This window comes from Verrucomicrobiota bacterium (assembly GCA_037139415.1).
In the GTDB taxonomy this organism is placed as follows: domain Bacteria; phylum Verrucomicrobiota; class Verrucomicrobiia; order Limisphaerales; family Fontisphaeraceae; genus JBAXGN01.
Window position 1 is genome coordinate 1 of the sequence record JBAXGN010000089.1, and the last position, 19,460, is coordinate 19,460.

Here is a 19,460-nt window from a genome sequence, read left to right on the forward strand (position 1 = left end):
CGCCAATCCCCAATGGTATCAAATTATTCGGCGCAGATGCGGTGTTCTGACCTTTAATTACACAACCACTCGCTGATTGGTAATAGTGCAATTGCACGATGAAAATGGTATTATTCCCCGATGATTTTCACCAAGACGCGTTTCCGCCGGTTGCCGTCGAATTCCCCATAGAAGATTTGTTCCCATGGACCGAAGTCCAACTTACCCATCGTGATGGCCACAACGACTTCCCGCCCCATTACCTGGCGCTTGAGATGCGCGTCCGCGTTGTCTTCGCCGGTGCGGTTGTGGTGGTAGTCGCCCACGGGTTCATGCGGGGCCAACTTTTCCAACCAAACCTCGTAGTCATGGAGCAGCCCGCTTTCGGCGTCGTTGATGAAGACCGAGGCGGTAATGTGCATGGCATTGACCAGGCAAAGCCCCTCCTGCACGCCGCTTTTCTTCACCAGTTTTTCCACCGTGTCCGTAATGTTCACGAAGCCCCGGCGTCCCGGAACCTCAAACCAAAGTTGCTCGGTCAAACTTTTCATGGGGCAGGTATGCCACGTCGGGAAGAAGAATTCAATGCCGGTTCGCAGCGTTGGGTTACACCGATTGCCAGGCTTCAACGAGTGGCGTCATAGGCTCGCCAAAACTCGAACACCTCCAGGATCGCGCCTGTGTCCGACTCTCGCACCACGAACCGGGTTCCACCATCTTGCAAATCGGTTTCCACCAGAGTGCTGCGCGGAGGCAGGCCGAAACTAATTTCTTCCAAGCGCTGCTCATACTCGATCTGGTTGATCAGGCCTTGGCTGCGCATTGCTAACAGGGCGGCAAACTGCCCGGCCAATCCCTTCCGGAGTGGTTTGGCCAGCGAACGATTTTTGCTTTTGGTTATCATACATCATCCAATTTGATTCCTCCAGCATGCCAGTCAGTTGTTCACTTCAAATGACAGTTATGAAACTAACCGGTTAAATGTTGTTTGGCAAATGTTGGAGTGGATGATGCACAACGATACGCGCGGCGTGATCGAAGTGGCTGGTCTCCAAACCAGCGCCCGCCGTGCCTATCTCGATCTGCACGCCAAAAAGCCCGCCCAGGTTCTGGTTCAAGATGCCACCCACCTGCGCTTGGATGGCGCGCCTGCTGGAAAATAGCCCGTATTTTTCACCAACTCTTGTTGCTGCTGAGGGGGATCACGCCCGTCAGAGGGTCCCAATTTTCAACGTAGCTGTCCCCTCAGGGGTTTCCGTTCGGGTAGATCATCTTCAACGCCATGATCAATTCACGCCGGGAGAGGGCGATGGCATCATCCAGTTTGTCGGGTGTTTCCGTTCCTCCGATATCTGCCACTCGTTTTTGCGCTTTTATCCACATGTCCCGCAAAAATTTGGCGTGCGTGGGGTTGGTGCGTTCGATCTGCCGGAGGGGTTCCTCCAGCAATTCCAGATACTGAATGTCTTCCATGCCGTCGCGCCAGGCATACATGCCTTTTACCGCGTATTCTTCCCAAAATTCGGTGCTCCGGTAATGTGGATTTTCCAGTGCGCCGCCGGTGGCCAGCCAGGAGGTGTTAAAACAGACGCCCTCCAAACCCATCCATTTGCTTTTCCAAGGCGCGTTCCGAAAATAGGCAATGCTATTTTGTTGGTTGGCCTCCCGCTGGAAGTAAAGCCAGCGTCGGCAGCCGCGCTCGGCATTGAGTTTGCGCAGGTACACCTGCGTCATCAGGCGGCTTTCCGCCGTCACCGTGGCGTTCGATCGTCGGACTTGGTCCCAGGTTTTGTCACGGGTATCCTCCGGCAGGTAGAATTGCCCGGCAGCGGGCGCCAGGATGGCTGTGCTGTTTGTCGCCATCTGGTCGTACCACTTTTGGTTGAATGGCATGGACGGGTTTTCCATGATCTGCGCTTTTGGCTCGATCTTTTTCAGCATGGCGGACGTGCGGGCCATGAGGTCGAATAGCCAATCCTGGTCGCTGACTCCGGCCTGTCCCGGTTCAGGCCAGAGTTGAATGGCGTAATCCTCCGGTTTCCAGCCCTTGTCGCGCATGTGTTTGGTCCATTGGCCCAGATATTGATCCAGCAGCTTCATATAGGTGACGTTGCTGCGGGTGAAACTGGTCTGCTTTTCCACCAGGTCGCTGAATGCGGTCAGGAAACCATCCGCAAACAGGCCTTTGCCGAATGGTTTGGCAACGTCCAGTGAAGCATCCATCTCTGTGAAATCGCACAGCACGCGATTGGTCTGGATGGTGAATTTGGGCGCGGTGAGGGTGAACCAGTTCACCTTCATTTGCTTGAGAAAAGCGAGGTGGTTGGTTTCGAGGGGCAGATGGTTCCAAGTGAACACCTCCATTCGGGAACTGGCGGGCAGACGAATTGGCCACACGGTGACTTTGGCGCGCAGTACCACGGTGTTGGGCGAGTTGGTCCAATCGTCCGGGGGCGCATTGGTGAGGAATTGCACCTCAAATCTGAGGGGGACCTCGGCCAGGCTGCTGACGGTTACGCAGGCACTATCATACTCGTCGCGGCACAATTCCACTGGCGGCAGGTTGGTGGCTTGGCCAAGGGCGGGCGGTAACACGGTTGGCGCCAGGTCCAGCCATCGGTTTGGTGTCCAGACAACAAAGTGAGGGATGGGCCGGTGCAGGTTGATGGCGGCAGCGAGGATGGCGGAAAATTTGGCGGGACGCACCAGACGCTTTTTCACCGGATTCATTTCGGCATCCCAGTGGTGCCAATGGTTGCGCTTGGGTTCGGTGGCACCAAGCGCATGCAGAAATAGGCGGCGTTCGGGGGACAACGTGTTGGTGCGCGTCATCAGCTCTTTCTCGCAGGCGTCCAATTTCTCGGCGGGGATGGGGGCGTTGGTGGAAAAGTCCACCGGCAAGGTGTTGGTCTGGCGGTCCACAGTGGCAGTGATGGCCAGCCAGAGGGCATGAGTGCCCGGCGGCAGTTTATGTCCGTCAAAGTCCAGCCAGATTTGGCGCGTTTCCCCGGGCGGGCAGACCGCGCCGCGATCCGGACGCGTGCCCCGCCACGGGCCCACGAGGTTCAGACGGTCCATGGCCGGGGTGACCCACATCTTCGTCACCGCTTTGTCCCAATCCGGGGTCGCAGCTAGCGCGGAAATTGCCAGGCAAACCCATGCCTGGTACCACCGGAACCACTTCCATTGTCGTATCCATTCAAACATTCCGGCCAACATACCCTAAAAACTTTTTGAATTCAAACTTGAAAACTGGAACGGGATGGTGCGAAATGCACCCGTTGCGTAAAGAACACTATGGAACTCGGCGACATACTTAGCAAAGAACAGATCGTCACAGACTTGAAAGCCACCAACCGTTGGGAGGCGATTGACGAACTCATTAACCTATTGGTCTCCACCGGGAAGATCAAAGCCGAACATCGGGACGCCATTTCCGCCGTGGTCAAAAAACGGGAAACCTCGATGAGCACCGGTATTGGTTTTGGCATCGGGATTCCGCACGCGTCCACGGATTTGATTTATGAGGTGACGGGAGCCATGGGGCGCTCCACCAAAGGGGTTAATTTTGATTCGCTCGACAACCACCCCGTACACTTGGTGATGCTATTTCTGGTGCCGCAAGGACAGTTCCAAAAGCATCTGCACACGCTCGCGAACATCGCCAAATTGCTTCACCGACGGGAATTGCGCCAGGCCTTGGAGCAAGCACCCGATCCGCAGGCCATGCTTGATCTCATCAAGGCGCAGGGGAAGAAATAGCCGTTTTCCAAGCTTCCATGATTTATCGTCAACTTGAGCAGCAGTTGCGGCATGCCGTCGCCAAAATTTTACCGGACGCCGATACCAGTTCCCTTTTGGTGCGTCCGTGTCCCGATCCCAAATTTGGTGATTACCAGACCAACGCCCTGATGGCGCTCGCCAAGGAGCGCAAATTGAATCCGCGTCAACTGGCGGAGCAGGTCAAAGCCGCGTTGGATGTGACAACCTTGTGCGACGCCGTGGACATTGCCGGGGCTGGGTTCCTGAATTTCCGGGTGAAGCCCGCCGCCATGGAAGCGGCGCTGCTGGAAGTGGCCCGGGGGACGCATCAATTTTATCAGCCGACCGACCGTCCGCGCACCATCGTTCTTGATTTCAGTTCGCCCAATGTCGCCAAGCCGATGCACGTGGGGCATATCCGGTCCACCATCCTGGGGGATTGTCTGGCGCGAAACTTCCGTTTGCTGGGGCACCGTGTCATTACGGATAACCATATCGGTGATTGGGGCACCCAATTCGGCAAGCTGCTGGTCGGCTGGAAAACGCAATTGAATGGCGTTGCCCTGCGGGCCGATCCCATCGCCGAAATGGAACGGCTGTATAAAACCATCAACGCCGCTGGAGATAATGATCCCGCAGTCCTTGAATCCGCGCGGCAGGAGTTGGTCAAACTCCAGGGCGGCGACGAAGAAAACCTCCGCATCTGGAAGGAAATGATTGCGCTGTCCCAAGTGCAGTTCGACACCATCTACCGTCGGTTGGGCGTGACATTTGATGTCGCCTTGGGTGAAAGTTTTTACAACCCGCGATTAAAGACCGTGGTGCAGGAACTCTGTGATCGTGGGCTGGCGCGCGAAAGCGATGGGGCGCGGTGTGTGTTTTCGGATGGCTCGGTGCCGCCCAAGGAAGACCCGTTCCTTATCCAGCGTGACGGCGAGTGGCTGCCGAATCCCTGCCTCATTCAGAAAAGCGATGGGGCGGCGAATTACGCCACCACCGACTTGGCCACGCTCGCGTACCGGCTGGAAACGTGGGCTCCCGCGGAAATCGTCTATGTCACCGATGGCCGCCAACAACTGCATTTTCGCCAGATTTTTACCACCTTCCGCCGCTGGCATCCCGAGTTGTCTGACCAGGTGCGGTTGGCGCATGTCTGGTTTGGTTCCATTCTGGGTGATGACGGCAAGCCGTTCAAGACCCGTAGTGGCGAGACCGTCAAACTGGCGGATTTGCTGGACGAGGCGGAAGAGCGGGCGTTGACGGTGGTCAACCAGAAGAGTCCTGAACTGCCGGAGGATCAGCGTCGTCAAATTGCCCGGGTGGTGGGGCTGGGCGCGGTGAAATACGCCGACCTGCTTCCCAATCGCCAGAGTGATTACGTGTTCAGTTGGGATAAAATGCTTTCCCTGCAAGGAAATACCGCGCCCTACCTGCAATACGCGTATGCCCGCGTGCGCAGCATCTTTCGCAAAGCCCGGGAGACCGGGGTTGAGATTACCGAGTGCCGGCAATTGCGGCTGGGCGCACCGGAGGAAATTGCGCTGGCCCGGCAATTGTTGAACTTCGGTTTGGTGCTGGAGGCGGTCGGGCAGGAATACCGTCCAAATTTCCTCTGTAATTACCTTTACGACCTCTCCGGTTTTTTCGCCCGGTTTTACGAATCCTGTCCCGTGCTCAAGGCTGATGGCCCCGAGCGCGCCTCCCGTCTGGCTCTGTGCGACCTCACTGCCCGCGTCCTCAAACAAGGCCTGGCCGTGCTCGGTATCGAAGTCGTGGAACAGATGTAGCGGTGGGTGTGCTGAGAATGAGGCGTGAGGGGTAGCAACCAACCGTGCCGGTGTTTCGTGAAGAGGCTGTTTCTTATCGTGTCCGGACCCCGATTTTTCTGTCCTGCAATTTTCTGCGAAGTTACTTCCCCAGTCTTGACGCCATGCGTCAGGAATGGGATTTTAGCCACGCATGAAACTATCCAGAATCAATGCGATCATTACCGGCGGCAGCCAGGGGTTGGGCAAGGCCATTGCCGCCCAGTTTGTCCGCGAGGGAGCCAGCGTTTTATTGTGTGCGCGCGATGCCGCACTATTGGAGGCGACCCGTGCCGAGTTGCAGGCGCAAGCGCCTGCTGGGGTGCGCGTTCTCGGGCAAACATGCGATGTCTCCGTGGTTGAGCAGGTCGGGAACCTGATGACCTTTGCGCTGGCCCAGTTCGGTTCGGTGCAGGTGCTGGTGAATAACGCGGGGGTTTACGGCCCCATGGGCCCGACGGAATCAGTGGACTTGGCGGAGTGGAAACGGGCCGTGGAAATCAATCTGTACGGGGTCTTGTTGCCCTGCCGCGCCATCATCCCGCATTTCAAGCAAAATGGCCGGGGTAAAATCATCATCCTCTCCGGCGGTGGCGCGACGAATCCGTTGCCTAACATCAGTTCCTATGCAGCTTCCAAGGCGGCGGTGGTGCGGTTGATGGAAACGCTGGCGGAAGAACTTCGGGCCCATCATGTGGATGTGAACGCGGTCGCGCCTGGCGCGTTGCGAACACGGTTGGTGGATCAAGTATTGCAGGCCGGGCCTGACAAAGTGGGGGCGGCGTTCTTCGCCAAAAATAAAAAATGGGCCGAAGAGGGTGCCACTCCGTTGCATCTGGGCGCGGAACTTTGCGCCTACCTGGCGTCCTCGGAAAGCGATGGTATCACAGGAAAACTCATCAGCGCGCAATGGGATCCCTGGGCCCGTTTGCACGAATATCGCGAGGATTTAATCAAATCGGATATTTACTGTCTGCGGCGGATTGTGCCGGAAGACCGGGGTAAGAAATTTTAGCATAGGAACAGCAGTGGCGTCGGAGATCATTGGGGCACCTGGGCGATGATTCCCGGAATGATTTATTTTACGGGGCGCTGCGTGAACAGTTTGATCAATCCCGTATTGGCCTTGGCGGGATCGGGCAGAGTATTGCTGTCGTAGTAATACAGGCCAAAACCGGTCTCGTGATAGGTGTGATACGTGAAATGTACTTCGGCCTCGGTGAGCAGGCTCATCATGTCGCTCACCCAGTTCAGGCCGCCCTTGCCCTCGTCGAAGCACCGCTTGAACAGCCCCCATTCGCCGACATAGAGCGGCACGTTATTGCGCTTGCCCCAGTCCAGATATTGCTTCAGTTCGGCGGCAAGATATTCCCGGTTGCGCGTCATGATGCGGCCGCCAGAGGGGCTGGTTTCAAAATCCAGGCGGAACATGCAGCGCGCGCCGGGGGACACCTGGCGGCCCTTCATGAACCCGTTGAGCTGGTAATAATGGCCCGGCGTGACTTTGAAGCGGTAGATGTTGAGCGCGTAGTTCGAGTCATCGGTCGTTCCCTGGATTTCCAGGGCGCTGCGGCCCTGCGGCCCGGCTCCCGGCGCGAGCTGGCATTTGCCGCTCTTGTTCTTGCTCCAGAATGAGGCGTTTTTCATGGAGGTGACGTTGGTGGCCCACAGCACGCGCAACAGGCTGCGGTTCGCATCGAATTCCTTCACCACAAAATCCCCGAACCACGCGCTGCCGTGGTTGCTCGCGCCCACCAAGGCGGGCTTGGCGGTCATGAACTTCGGATCCTTCGCCAGGAACATCTCGCCCACGTATTCCTTCCAATCCGTGTCCCCGGCAGGCAGCACCGCGTTGCCAAAGCTGGCGCCGCACCAGGTGGTGTCCGAGGGCGGCATGATGATCGGGTCCGGGTAGCTGCCATCCTCCGGCAGGCCGGTCCAGGAGGTTGTCTGGTGGCTGTATTCGATGGGGGAATAGAAGTGAAAGGTGTACATCAGGTTGGCGTCGTTCAGCAGGAAGAAATTCATATTCTCATCGTTCTTCCACTGGCCCTTGATGGCATTCAGCCGCTCCACGATGATCAGGTGATTGCGGTCCACGGAGCGGATTGCCTCCGTCAACCGCACCGCCAGCGAGCGCCATTGCTCCAGCGCCTTGGAAACCACCGGTTCATTCACCAGGTCGTAGGCCGCCACCGTGGGCTCCTGGCGGCAATGCTCCGCGATGGCCCGGTACAGCGCCGTGAGCCGATTCTGGTTTTCCGAATTATCCCACAGCGCCAGGCCGTCGCCGTTGGATTGGAAACCGCCCTGCGGATAGTGCATATTCAGGATCAGGTAGATGCCGTGCTTTTTCGCCCATTGAATGTTGCGGTCCAGCCATTCCCAGCCGGCGGGCTTGTAGGTGTAGGGCGCCCGGTCATCCTCAAACAGCGCGTAATTCAGGTAGAAGCGGATGACGTTCATCCGCATGTCGCGCACGCGCTGGAAATCCGCCTCGTCATGATGCGTGGCGGGGGGTGTCTTCGGGTTGCCCCAGACTTGGTTGCCGAAGCAGACCCCTTGCAGCAGGACGGGCTGATCCCCCGGCCCCGCGACCAGCCGGGTGCCCTGTCGCCGGATGAACTCTTTGGGGATATTGCTGGTGTCCCGCAAACCGCCGGTGATCTCAGCGGGATTCTGCGGTTCGGCGGCAACGATGGAACACGCGGCCAGCGCCATCAGGCCTGCGGCCAAGGTCAAATATGGTAAACGCATAAAATTCACCGCCATACAAAACTCCGGTTATATCAAAAGGTCAAGCGCAGCGTCATGATGCGCAGCGTATCATTCGGTGAGTAAAAATATCCCGTCCACCCATTGTATAGTACCAATCCTGTGGTAATTAGGTTTTCGGGTGTATTCCGGTGGTTTCATGGCCTCCTTTTCCCTTTTCCAAGACAGCCGCTTCTGGCATCGTATGTGCCATACCAAATCCGGAGGAAATGCATGATGGCAGCTTGGTTAGAAAATAGGGGATGGTGAAAACGTCTGTTTGGGAAGACATGGCGAGTCAGACTGAGTGGCGTGGGATGAAGATATTTTATTGGAGGCAAAAATTCATTTCTTTTGACAAAATCGTTGTTTACAGCAACGATAATCCTGTTCGTAAAAAATAATGCTTTAAGAAACACATACACATATTTCGCGTAGCTTCGGCTGCGATCTGACTGGAAAACCGCCAATTTTCGAAGTCACCAGATCCAACCAAGAGCGCGCCCTAATCGGGCGCGGCTTGGAGCATTCTGGTGACAGGCGCTTGGCGGTGCCTCCAGTCAGAGTGAGACAAGTTCGCGCCTTTTTGTTTCCGCAGTTTCGTTTGCCACGCCAGGGTCTAAAAACAACAGTACAAGGATTTAGCTATGGCAAACATATCACATTTAACTGATGGCAAATTACCACTTGGCAGTTTCCGTTCGCTTTTAGAGCGATTGCAAGAACAGGGTGGCCCAAATCCGGGTGATTATCTGGACTTAAATGATTTGCTGGATGGTCTGTATTCGGCCATTCAGGCAGGCAGAATTTCCATGGAAGAAATTCGCGCAGCATGGGCTGCACTGGGTGACGCCGGCACCAGTCCCAATACTTGTCAAGGTTTTGTCTGGTGCAAACCGCATGGATACGCCGGAGATTTCGAAATCATCGAAAGAATTTATCAGCACTGGATATCACCAGACGCCAACTTGGCGCGTTGGGATCATTATTTCCACTCCCTCGCAGCACCACAGGCTGTCAGGAATCGAAAAGATTACTTCCACAATTGGTTGCGACAGAAAGCCGCACACAACGGCCACAGGGAAAAGAGAATTCTGAACCTTGCCAGCGGTCCTGGAAGAGACCTCTTTGAATGGTGTACTCATGATCCCCAAAACGGTTTCCTCTTTGATTGCGTGGACTCTGATGCCAATGCCATCCAATATGCGAACAACCTTTGCGCGGCTTTTTCAGAGCGAATAGTTTTCCACCATAATAATGCCTTTCGTTTCTGGCCGCATCAACAACCGCACTTGATCTGGAGTGGGGGGCTGTTCGATTACCTGGATGATCAACAATTTTCCAGACTGTTATGCCGGCTATATCGTTTCCTTGCCCCTGCTGGTGAAATGGTGGTCGGAAACTTCTCTGCCAAGAATCCAACCCGGTGTTATATGGAAATCGGAAACTGGTTGTTAAATCATCGAAGTTCAGACCAACTTAAACTGTTGGCACGTCAAGCTGACATTCCCGATGAAGCTATTCAAGTAAAGAGTGAACCGTTGAACGTGAATCTGTTTTTGCATGTGACAAAACCGGCATCGTGAAATGCACGTGCTTTTGTTAAATTATATCCCAAAGGAAGGTATGACTGAAAGGGGAATTTTTTAAGCGGCGGAACAATGGTTTTATTACTCGTCCAACAATGGCAGGTAGATGGTTTGATATCTACAAAAATGGTGGTTTCAATAGTTTGTTGAATGTCTTGGTTCTTCTAAAAAGACAAATTTGGGGCCGGTGATCTCGCATGCGTAATGATTCTTGATTTTATTCTGGTCATATATAAACACGCAACCTTCCGGCGGTTTGCTGTAGGGGTCTAATACAGCCAAACTTTTAGATTCCAACCGGTAGTAAGGAATCCGATACCGCGAAATGATGACTATGCGTTTCTCACCATTCGTTACGGCGCATGCCACCGCTGTCTGCACGCGTGCAAGATCAAGTTTGAACTCGTGCTCAGCTTTTTTAAATGGCCATGCCTCTTCAAATCGCTCTGTAGGGATAATTGTAGCAACACGCCAATGTTCAAAGCAGACTCCAGCCAAAATTAAAAGAACGGTAAAAATAATGACGGCAGTTTTGATTTTGAGCATAGCCTGAAGCAAATTATTTAGCCTTAAGAGAGTTGATGAGTTGATTTAGTTCCTGTTGAATTTTATCAGCACTCTCTTGCGACCATACTTCATCGCGCAAACCTTTTTTCGGAGACCCATTGTTCCATTTCCATCCCCCTGTGAATAATGAACGATGTAGCCGAATAAAAGCACGCCCCCTACTATCGAAGTTGACATAGGAAGGTGTGGCTAGCACAGGTTTATCTATTCTTTTCGCCATCTCAGGAGCCAATATTGCTCCTGCTTGGCAGGATAGAAGGTAAACAGAGGCATTTTTTGTCAGATTTCCAAAATCAAGATGTGAAATAGATGTTGCATAGTAAGTGCGATCCGGATCATCCAGAGACCTGTTTTCATCAACATCTATCAGGCCTAAGTTTGCCCCTTTGGATGGCTGTTCGGTTAAAAATAAATTACGTTTGCCACTATGTCCAAGGTAGCCGATAATTCGAATCGATTTAACCTTAGAAAATGCAGTTTGAACAATCCGCACAGCATTTTCTCCTGTCCCGGTCAAATCCACAGTCACTACGGCATCGCACTTTGAATCGAAATTAGCATTTTTGTATGTTGAAATATAATATGCGGCTGATCTTCTGAAAACGTCCGATTGGTTGTTAAACTCTTCTCCTATAATCAATAGGAGCGTATCAAGTCCGAGCGGATCTATCATCATTACTGGATTATTCCTGGTGAAAGCATATAGACTTGGTCCATTCCGTTGGATGAAATTCATCGTCACCTGAGCATCGCGCGCTACAAAACCGGCATTTTCGGTGATTGGGTCTCTGGAAAGCCAGCGCCCAGCTTGCAGGTCGGCTGCAACGAGAACAAAGACGGTGACGGTGACGGTGAAAACGAACTTGTGCATGGTTTTCATGGTATAATTTTTCCGTTCATTGTACGGATTGGTTGCGGTTGGGAGAGCGGTAATGCGGGCATGTTTGCGCGAGTGGGCGGCATGGGCGCTGCCACCACATTCATGCCCAACACGGAGGCCGGAACCAGCACAAAACCCAACGGTTTATGATAACCGTTGGCTGAATAGGATCGCATCACTGCCTTCATGTCTTTCCTAATCTGGATATTCTTTGCATTTAACTCAAGTTGCGAGATTTCATTCGCTGTTAGATTCCATGCCATCTCTGGTGTTATCCACTCGGCGTACATCTCTGGGATTTTGGGCTGCCGCGGATCGGGTGGCAGGCGGGGAGAATATGATTGCGGTCCGCGCCGGATATTCTGCGAGGACAGTCTGATTCCATGGCTGTCTAAAATGCGCCTTGCCTGCTCCTTTGCCTCATTTTTTTCTACCCACTGCTCCAACTCGCGCTGCGCCTCCATGCGCCGATGGTATTCCCATATCCCGTTCACGACGTCTTGCTCGGTTTTCAAGCCGCTGAGCCGTAATTCAAGCTGTGCTGGAATGTCATTCCAGTATTCTTCAGGCACCAACTCGCGCGGAATGAGCATGGGACCCATTCCGCCTTGAAGCATACGCTGCCGGGTAATGGTTTGCTCGGCTTTGTGTTGAGCCTGGATTGCCTCATCATGGTAAGTCCAAAACTCGGCGAGAATCAATTCAGCATCTTCCAACTTTTTTTCGGCAATGCGCTGCGAAAGTTCAAGCGGCACCTTCCCATCTTTCAAGGGTGGCAAAAGGTCAGCAGGTATTCTGACTTCTTTGCCCCGTTTGACCATATAACGAAGCACAAGATTCGATTGCGGTTTTTCTGGTGGCGGCATCTGCCCGGTTTCGGATTCCAAGAATGGCTTGCTAAAGGCCCGAAGTTCGTCTTCAAAGTCTTTGACCGCCTTGTCAACTTTTCCAGAATCCCGGTTATAATTCATTAGCAGGTGCAATCGAATCTTTTTATCTTGAAAATAGGCATAGCCAGGTCCTGGCGGAACATACAGGCGGGCTAATTTATCCCACTTGGCATCCCACTTTTCTTGCTCGCCCTCTTCGGCGGCCCGCCATTGCATATTGTTGGCTATGTTTTTCCACAGTGGCGTATCTGGCAGATAACGCATGGCAGTTGACCAAGCTTCGGCTTGCCCGGTGTATTCTTTCATGCTCCGCAGAACTGTCGCGCGCGTGAGCAGTGCATGCCCCAGGATTTCCTTATTGCTCAAAGGCCGCAGGTATCCAAAACCTGTTATATCATCATTGCTAACCTGCATTTCCCAAGGCTTTTTATATTCTTCATCGGAAGGGGTAAGAAAAGCCCGGTGTTCCGTTGCTTCCACATTCAGGTGTTTGCCATCCCCCTCTTCATAACGGACATAATAATGGGAGGCCGTGGTTGCCAGCGTAACCGGGTATCCCAACCGCCGGCCAATCGCCACATAAAGAAATGGCATTGATGCGCATGTCCCGTAATGATTGGGTTCCAGCATTCCGTGCAGGAAGACATCCTTGGAACTGCCAAAGAAGTCCCGTTCATCCTTGTCTGTCCGAAAAGCATGCCCATTCTCAAGTTGTTTCAAACGTTCGGGATTATATTGAATGCGCAAATCCTGAACGAGTACAGTGGCTAACATGGCCATGCGGAAATATGCCAGGGAATTCTTAAAACGCTCAGGGTGTTCTTTGAAGAGGTGTTCATTGCGTTTGGTTTCACTCTCGACATGCGCTGCCCATGAGTTAAGCGTCCTGACACAGTAATCTAAATCAAGTTTTTCTGAACCGCGCAACCCTTCGGCGCAAAGCAAGTTAATTACGGCAATATCAACTTGATCAAGTTGCTCAGGAGAAAGTTTTAAAAGTTCCGACAGTATTTTAGGTTGAGTAAACACCTTAGGATCAGGTGTTGTCCTAATTCTTAATGGCAAGGTGTTATTTTCAGCCTCTGCGAATACAATGCTCATGCTGAGAAGAGCCAGCACACCACATGTTTTCGAGATGTTCATTGTTAATATTCATCGTTTATGACCAGGTCTTTTATGGATCGCAAGTTCTAATTTTAGTTTTATTTATGAACTACCGTTTCAGTTTTGACCTACATCCGGATGATCCGATAAAAAACATCCCGCTATGCGGTACGAGTTGCGTCAGTTTGGAAGTGTGGAGGCGTAAATTCAAAGCAGTATCGCCTGCCATCCGTTTTCCCTCGGCGGTTAGCACCGCAGACCATAATTAAACGCTTCCGCCATGGTCGTGAGCGGAGATATACTCCAAAAAGTTCTGTCAGCATGAGGTCGGTTGTCGTTCATGGGTGAAAAAGGAATTTGCGATGGGTAAAGGTATTCGGGGTACACTCAATAATTCTTTTTTGATGGTCGCTGGTGCAGCGGTACGACTGCGGATGGTTTTTCGATGGGCAAACGTGGTGAATTACCATTATTCGACTCTTGTTTGGTTGTCAGACTACGTGGACATTCGGTATTCGGCTTTAAAGTAGTATATGTCCATTGAGTACACATCCTATACAAGTCTAGAATAGTATGAATCCACGGTAATAATTTATGATTCGACTTTCAAATTATATGTATCTATTCTGGAAAAGTGTCATAATGCTCTTATTTAGTAGGTATTCATGGTGATCGAATATAATTCTACTAACAAATGATATGAATCCACTGGGATCAAGTACTGTGCGACTCTTTAATAAGGTATAGGTTATGTGGCCACTCATCATTTGACTATCGAATAGTATTGATCCACGACTGTTACCCACCAAAAAAGGCGTTTTTGGTCGTTCCAGGTGGTGAAAACCATCAAAAAATGGTCATTCGGCGTGGTTTTGACAAATTTGGGTGACAAATTGGGCATTTTCTGCCATCCTCTACGAAAATCAACACCGGTTAATACGAAATGGACGTGTATGCGTGGAAATCGAATACCAAAAAGTTCTGCCAAGGTGTTCCGTATGGCAACGGACATGGCAAATGGGTTGCACGAGCTGGAGACCGCTCTGGGCATCAAGCAAAACACGGAGGCGGTCCTGCGGGCGGCGATTGATGCCGCCAGCACGGGCAGATCCGACTATGCTGGCACCAAATCGGATAAGAAAACGCAGAATGGCGCGGTGCGGCGTGCGGATGCCAATATGCGTGTGTTCCTGAAGGCCGCGCGGGCGGTGCTCACCCAGCGCCACGGATATTACTGGAATCTGAGTTGGGAGGAGACTGGTTGGCCGGATCGTTCCACGGCCATCCCCACGCTGGTCGCCAAGCGCATGCATCTCTGCACGAGCCTGGATATGTATTTCACCAAGAACCCCACACATGAAGTGGCGGAAATGGGAGTGACGGCAGCCAAGGCCAAGGTGTTGTTTGAGGCGCTTGCGGTGGCCCGGGAAGGTCGGCGCGAGGGTTCAACGGCATCCGGCCAGAAGAAAATCACGCGCAATGCGGCGATGAAGCGGCTGCGGATGCGCATGCGGGGGTTGGTGAGTGAACTCGCCCTGGTGTTGGACCCGTTGGACCCGCGTTGGAACGCGTTTGGGCTGGTGCCGCCCGGTTTGCCCAAGCGCCCGGAGGTGCCCGCGAAACTGACGCTCACGGCCAATCCGCCCGGCGTGGTGGAGGCGAGTTGGGCACATGCGCCCCGCACCAAGCATTACCGGGTTTTCATCCAGATCATCGGGGAGGACGCGGAATTCCGCCATCTCTTCAACCGCGAGGCGCGTGACGCGAGGATTCCCGATCTGCCCATCGGCAAGACGGTGAAGGTGTGCGTCTCCGCCGTCAACGACGCCGGGGAAAGCCAGCCCAGCGAGGCGAGGGAAATTGTGGTGGGGTGAGTGGATGTTTTGTGCCGTAGTCGCGAGCGTCAGTTCGCGCTGGCTTGATTATCTGCGGTAGGAGCCGACGTAAGGAGGCTGTGGCTTGAAAAATAGAAGCGTAAATACCGAAGAAGTCAGAGGCTCGTGACCTCGCCTGATACCTATTTGTCCGGTTGGCTGCGCGTTATGGGCCGGGGATATGTTTGCGCCGACTGACGTGCGGCGGTTACGGGTTGGATCATTTATCCACCGTGGACAGGGCGTCCGGTTGCAGCGCCAAGACGGGCGGTACGCCGCGCAGTTCCAGGAAGTGATCTTCAAACGTACCGTGGGTGGGTCTTTCCAATCGGAGTTTCCACACGCCCGCATATTCCGGCGCGCCGCGCTTCACCACGTGACTGTGCGGTTTGGCAATGGCATCGGCCTGCCAGATGACTTTTCCGGACGGACTGGTCAGCGTGGCTTTCACCAGTTCGAGCGTGCCGTCACCAGTCACTTTGACGCCAAAGGCGGGCGAGCCGGATGACACCGCAAAGTAATAGTCGGAGGCCATGCTGACGAAATGGAATGTTCCATCCTCAGGAAGCAGAAACACCGGATTACCCGCCGCTGCAATTGTGAAGGATCCCGGATTGGCATCACAAACCAGACGCGCCAGGCCGGATTCAGGGGATTCAAACTCAATGGTCTGAGCCGAGTCGGGTTCCACTTTGACGCCCCGCAGCTTTTTTCCAGAGGGCGAGAAAATCTCCACCGACATCGGCTTATCCTTTTGTGGACGCCCCACGGAGCGGTGCTGCACAACACAACGCGCGGTTACATGCGCCTGAACATTCAAGGCATAGCTACCTTTGCCACGCACACGATGCGGCGGGATTTTATCTGGTGCGCCAGAGGCCGCAACCGGCAACGCGGCGAGGTTCAAATCGGGTGGCGGCAGATCAAAAAACGGATCAGGCGGAGCCAGTTCAGCCAGCCACGCCGCGTCCATCGTGCGGCTGATTCGTTGCCCGCCATTTTCCCGAATCAACTTTCCCGATATTCCCGCCAACGGCACACCGGCACTGTTATGATAGTCAATGAGCGGACGCGCCGCATCCACCGCCAGGGTACAATCCATAAACTCCACACCGCCCGCCGGTATTTTGCCACCGTGCGTCGAAGCAAACTGAATCGGCGCATTGGTGGCAGACGATTTCTCCGGATCCACCAGCGTGCAATGTTCAAAGCGAAGGAGTGGCCCGGCGGCGGGTTTGGAAATCGTGATACCTGCGCGTCCGGAATCCTCAAAACGGCAGTTCACAAATTCCACCCGGCCCGGCACCACGTCCGCCGCATTCTTTGAGCGGGTGGAAAACGCCACGGAAAGCCGGTTCGTGCCGCGCGAAACGCACTCTTCCAGCCGGATGGAAATGGGAGCACTCGTCTGGTCCAATTGCCCAAGATAAAAATCGTAGGCAAGCCCGTGATTATTTTCCGCCAGGCATCGGCGCATCACGCAGTTGACCAAGCGTTCCGATGGCCGGTTCGGCTCAAAGTCAATGCCAGCAGCCGGAGGCGTGCCAGCCGTAGCCCGCAGCAGGCAATCTTCGATCAGCAGATTTTCCGCGCTGATGACGCTGATGCCCTGCCGGTAGTTCCGGTTCAGGCCCACCTTGCGGATGATGATGTCCTTGTTCGGGCCACCGCTTTTATCCACGCCCAGATAGATGCCGTCGCCACCGCTCTCAACCAGCGCCAGGCCTTCCACCACCACATTGGTGCAACTGCGCAGACTCAGGAGGTGGCGCCACTCAGATTTGGTGTAGGCCGGACCGGCATAATCCGCACGGCGCATCTGCAGCGTGGCGCCGGGACCAATCAGCCGCAGGTTTTTCCGCGAAGAGGCCGTGAACAGGGCATCGCCCTTGCCATGAAACGCATCCGCCCGCGCCAGCACCACCACGCCGGACTCAAAAATAATTTCCTGATCGCCGGCCAGTTCAAGCTTATCCACGATCCAGGGGCCAGCCATTTTACGGACCAATAGTTGTTTCGCGCCGGAATTGATCGCCTCCTGAAATAGTTTCGTGGCGTCCGCCGGATCGTAGGGCACTTCCAAAGCCGCAGGCATTTCCGCCACCACCAGTGACAGCAAGGCGACGGTCAGGATGAGTTGTTTCATACAGGCATCAGCCTAATGGAAAACCCGGCAGGAGACCAGCGGGATGTTGGCGAATATATCTCAACAATCCCCGGTTAAGCTCTTCCCGATCTGGTCACGCTGGCGACGTTTTCCAAACGTAGCGGAACATGATGGAGCGGAGAGCGGCGGTAACGGGAATCGCGAGGATACCGCCCAGAATGCCGCCCAGCAGGGTCGTACCCACCATGACCGCGATGATAATGGTCACCGGGTGTAATCCCACGCGCGTCCCGATAATGCGGGGCGAGTAATACAGTCCCTCGGCACATTGCACCCCGCAGAAGAGGCCGATCACCACCAGCGGATGCAACCAATCTTGAAATTGTACCGCCGCCAGCGCGACCGCCAGACCAACACTGATGATCGCCCCCAAGTATGGCACGATTCCAAGGCAAACCGCCAGCGCGCCCAGCAGCAAGGCGTAGTCGAGCCCGAGCAGGAGATAACCAATGGTCAGCAGGATGGCGGAACACAGGGAAACAAGAATTTGCCCCCGAAAAAATGCCACCAGGCAATCATTGAATGCGCGCAGGATATAAACGAGTTCGGTTTTTACCGCAGATTCCTGCATGGGTAGATAATCGGTCCAGCGCTTTAAAATCCCCTCTTTCTCCAGGAGAAAATAAAACGTGTACACCGGCACCAATGCCAGGCCCAGGGCCAAGCCAAACCAACTGGCCACCTTGGCGAGCTGCTGCCATATCCACGCCCCGGCCACCGGCCAGGCCTTGCCCAACCACGCTTGAAAGTCATTGCCCAGATGCGTGTCCCATTCCGCGCGGATTTTATGACCGGCGGGCGTCTGGTCCAGCAGAACCTGGATCCGCACCCGAAGTTTCTCGGCAGTGGCGGGCAGATCGCCAACGAGGCTGCTGGATTCGTAGATCAGCTTGGGCACCACCGTGGCCAGGAGGATTAGCATTAAGCCCACTGCCAGCATAAATACCAGTGCGATCGCGCGGAGACGGGGAATCTTCAACTGGCGCTCAAAGAAATCCACCAGCGGGTCCAGCAGGCAGGCCAGCACTCCGGCCATTGCCAAGGGCAGCAGCACCGAGGACAATTGCTTGATTATCCAGCCCAGTCCCCACAGTAATCCGCCCACGATTGCCAACACCAGCACGATCGCCAGGGTGGTCAAAGAAAACCACAATACCCGCGCCTGTTTTTCGGTCGGTGGTGGGAAGTTCATGGGCATATCCACTGCGTTCTTAAGCGGGTTACTGGCCCAACCGCCGCGATTTATCGGAGGCCGCACGCACCGCATTCATCAGCGCGGCGCGCATACCACCTTTTTCCAATTCATGCACCCCTTCAATGGTGGTTCCGCCCGGGCTGGTGACCTGATCCTTCAACACCCCGGGATGCAGCCCGGTTTCGAGTACCATCTTGGCGGCGCCGAGCACGGTTTGGGCCGCCAGACGCGTCGCTTTATCGCGCGGCAGACCCGCCGCCACCCCGCCATCGCTCAAGGCTTCGATGATCATGTACACATACGCTGGTCCACTGCCGCTGAGACCGGTGACGGCATCCAGCAGCGATTCGTTGACTTGCAAGGCCAAACCGACCGAGGAAAAGAGCTGTTGCACCAGTTGGGCATCTTCCGCGCCCGCTTCGCCGCCCAATGCATACGCTGTGGCGGAAGCGCCAACCAGAGCCGGCGTGTTGGGCATGACCCGCACCAGGCGCGGATGATTGGCCAAGTGGCCGGCCAACTTGGGCAGCGTCACACCGGCGGCGATGGAAATCAGCAAATGTTTGTCGGTGAACACCGGTTTGATCTCGTGCAACACCTCCGCCACCTGCGCCGGCTTGACGGCGATGATCAGCACATTGGCGAAACGCACCACGGCCGTATTAAGGTCAGTGACTTGCGCGCCGGTTTCCGCCGCAAAATGGTTTCGCGCGGCTTCCGAAATATCGCTGGCCATCAGGCCTGCCGGTTTGACCAGATGGGCGTTGAGAAATCCCTTGGCGAGCGCGGTGGCCATTTTACCCGCGCCCAAAAAGCCAAGCTTTAAGGTGGCATTCATGCGTGCGTTGTAACAGCCGGACAGCCCAAGGGGAAGCGCAAAGAATGAGATTTCAG

General features: G+C 54.4%; 16 protein-coding genes. 6 read left to right on the forward strand and 10 right to left on the reverse strand.

The genetic code is table 11. From position 1 onward, the window contains the following. Window positions 1–110: 110 nt before the first annotated feature. Entirely contained in the window at window positions 111–530 is a 420-nt protein-coding gene (locus WCO56_16130; protein MEI7731106.1) for a secondary thiamine-phosphate synthase enzyme YjbQ, read from the reverse strand. Window positions 531–604: 74 nt separating this feature from the next. Continuing rightward, entirely contained in the window at window positions 605–883 is a 279-nt protein-coding gene (locus WCO56_16135) for a hypothetical protein (GenBank protein MEI7731107.1), read from the reverse strand. Window positions 884–986: 103 nt separating this feature from the next. Here WCO56_16135 and WCO56_16140 point away from each other — a divergent pair, with 103 nt between their 5' ends. After that, a complete protein-coding gene (locus tag WCO56_16140; protein ID MEI7731108.1) occupies window positions 987–1,142 on the forward strand; it encodes a hypothetical protein in 156 nt (51 codons plus the stop codon). 82 nt (window positions 1,143–1,224) lie between these two features. On the opposite strand, the gene WCO56_16145 is transcribed toward WCO56_16140, so the two are convergent. Then, window positions 1,225–3,186, reverse strand: coding sequence for a hypothetical protein (locus WCO56_16145; protein ID MEI7731109.1), 1,962 nt, complete (start codon window positions 3,184–3,186; stop codon window positions 1,225–1,227). Between the two features lie 90 nt (window positions 3,187–3,276). Here WCO56_16145 and WCO56_16150 point away from each other — a divergent pair, with 90 nt between their 5' ends. The 3 genes from WCO56_16150 (at window position 3,277) to WCO56_16160 (ending at window position 6,561) form a co-directional block, all read left to right on the forward strand. Next, window positions 3,277–3,741 carry a PTS sugar transporter subunit IIA gene (locus WCO56_16150; protein ID MEI7731110.1) on the forward strand — a complete coding sequence of 155 codons (465 nt, stop codon included), beginning with the start codon at window positions 3,277–3,279 and terminating at the stop codon, window positions 3,739–3,741. Window positions 3,742–3,758: 17 nt separating this feature from the next. After that, on the forward strand, window positions 3,759–5,528 hold the full coding sequence (gene argS / locus WCO56_16155) for an arginine--tRNA ligase (protein ID MEI7731111.1): 1,770 nt from the start codon (window positions 3,759–3,761) through the stop codon (window positions 5,526–5,528). A 172-nt stretch (window positions 5,529–5,700) separates the two neighbouring features. After that, window positions 5,701–6,561, forward strand: coding sequence for an SDR family NAD(P)-dependent oxidoreductase (locus WCO56_16160; protein ID MEI7731112.1), 861 nt, complete (start codon window positions 5,701–5,703; stop codon window positions 6,559–6,561). Between the two features lie 62 nt (window positions 6,562–6,623). Here WCO56_16160 and WCO56_16165 read toward each other — a convergent pair whose 3' ends face one another. Next, entirely contained in the window at window positions 6,624–8,303 is a 1,680-nt protein-coding gene (locus tag WCO56_16165; GenBank protein ID MEI7731113.1) for a cellulase family glycosylhydrolase, read from the reverse strand. Between the two features lie 644 nt (window positions 8,304–8,947). Between WCO56_16165 and WCO56_16170 the strand changes: the two genes are divergently transcribed. Then, on the forward strand, window positions 8,948–9,886 hold the full coding sequence (locus tag WCO56_16170; GenBank protein ID MEI7731114.1) for a class I SAM-dependent methyltransferase: 939 nt from the start codon (window positions 8,948–8,950) through the stop codon (window positions 9,884–9,886). Between the two features lie 138 nt (window positions 9,887–10,024). Here WCO56_16170 and WCO56_16175 read toward each other — a convergent pair whose 3' ends face one another. Genes WCO56_16175 through WCO56_16185 form a run of 3 tightly spaced genes read right to left on the reverse strand, consistent with a single transcriptional unit; the run spans window position 10,025 to window position 13,369 of the window. Beyond that, a complete protein-coding gene (locus WCO56_16175; GenBank protein ID MEI7731115.1) occupies window positions 10,025–10,435 on the reverse strand; it encodes a hypothetical protein in 411 nt (136 codons plus the stop codon). A 13-nt stretch (window positions 10,436–10,448) separates the two neighbouring features. After that, on the reverse strand, window positions 10,449–11,336 hold the full coding sequence (locus WCO56_16180) for a hypothetical protein (GenBank protein MEI7731116.1): 888 nt from the start codon (window positions 11,334–11,336) through the stop codon (window positions 10,449–10,451). Further along, complete coding sequence (locus tag WCO56_16185) at window positions 11,333–13,369, reverse strand: hypothetical protein (protein MEI7731117.1); 2,037 nt, start codon at window positions 13,367–13,369, stop codon at window positions 11,333–11,335. The genes WCO56_16180 and WCO56_16185 overlap by 4 nt, the downstream gene beginning before the upstream one ends. Window positions 13,370–14,328: 959 nt before the next feature. Between WCO56_16185 and WCO56_16190 the strand changes: the two genes are divergently transcribed. Further along, window positions 14,329–15,204: a fibronectin type III domain-containing protein gene (locus tag WCO56_16190; protein MEI7731118.1), complete on the forward strand. Its 876-nt coding sequence runs from the start codon at window positions 14,329–14,331 to the stop codon at window positions 15,202–15,204. Between the two features lie 220 nt (window positions 15,205–15,424). Here the strand turns inward: WCO56_16190 and WCO56_16195 are convergent, their stop codons facing one another. From WCO56_16195 to proC, 3 genes are all read right to left on the reverse strand, one after another. Then, on the reverse strand, window positions 15,425–17,350 hold the full coding sequence (locus WCO56_16195) for a right-handed parallel beta-helix repeat-containing protein (protein MEI7731119.1): 1,926 nt from the start codon (window positions 17,348–17,350) through the stop codon (window positions 15,425–15,427). A gap of 94 nt (window positions 17,351–17,444) precedes the next feature. Beyond that, window positions 17,445–18,563: an AI-2E family transporter gene (locus tag WCO56_16200; protein ID MEI7731120.1), complete on the reverse strand. Its 1,119-nt coding sequence runs from the start codon at window positions 18,561–18,563 to the stop codon at window positions 17,445–17,447. A gap of 28 nt (window positions 18,564–18,591) precedes the next feature. After that, window positions 18,592–19,404 carry a pyrroline-5-carboxylate reductase gene (gene proC / locus WCO56_16205; protein ID MEI7731121.1) on the reverse strand — a complete coding sequence of 271 codons (813 nt, stop codon included), beginning with the start codon at window positions 19,402–19,404 and terminating at the stop codon, window positions 18,592–18,594. Between the last annotated feature and the right edge of the window lie 56 nt (window positions 19,405–19,460).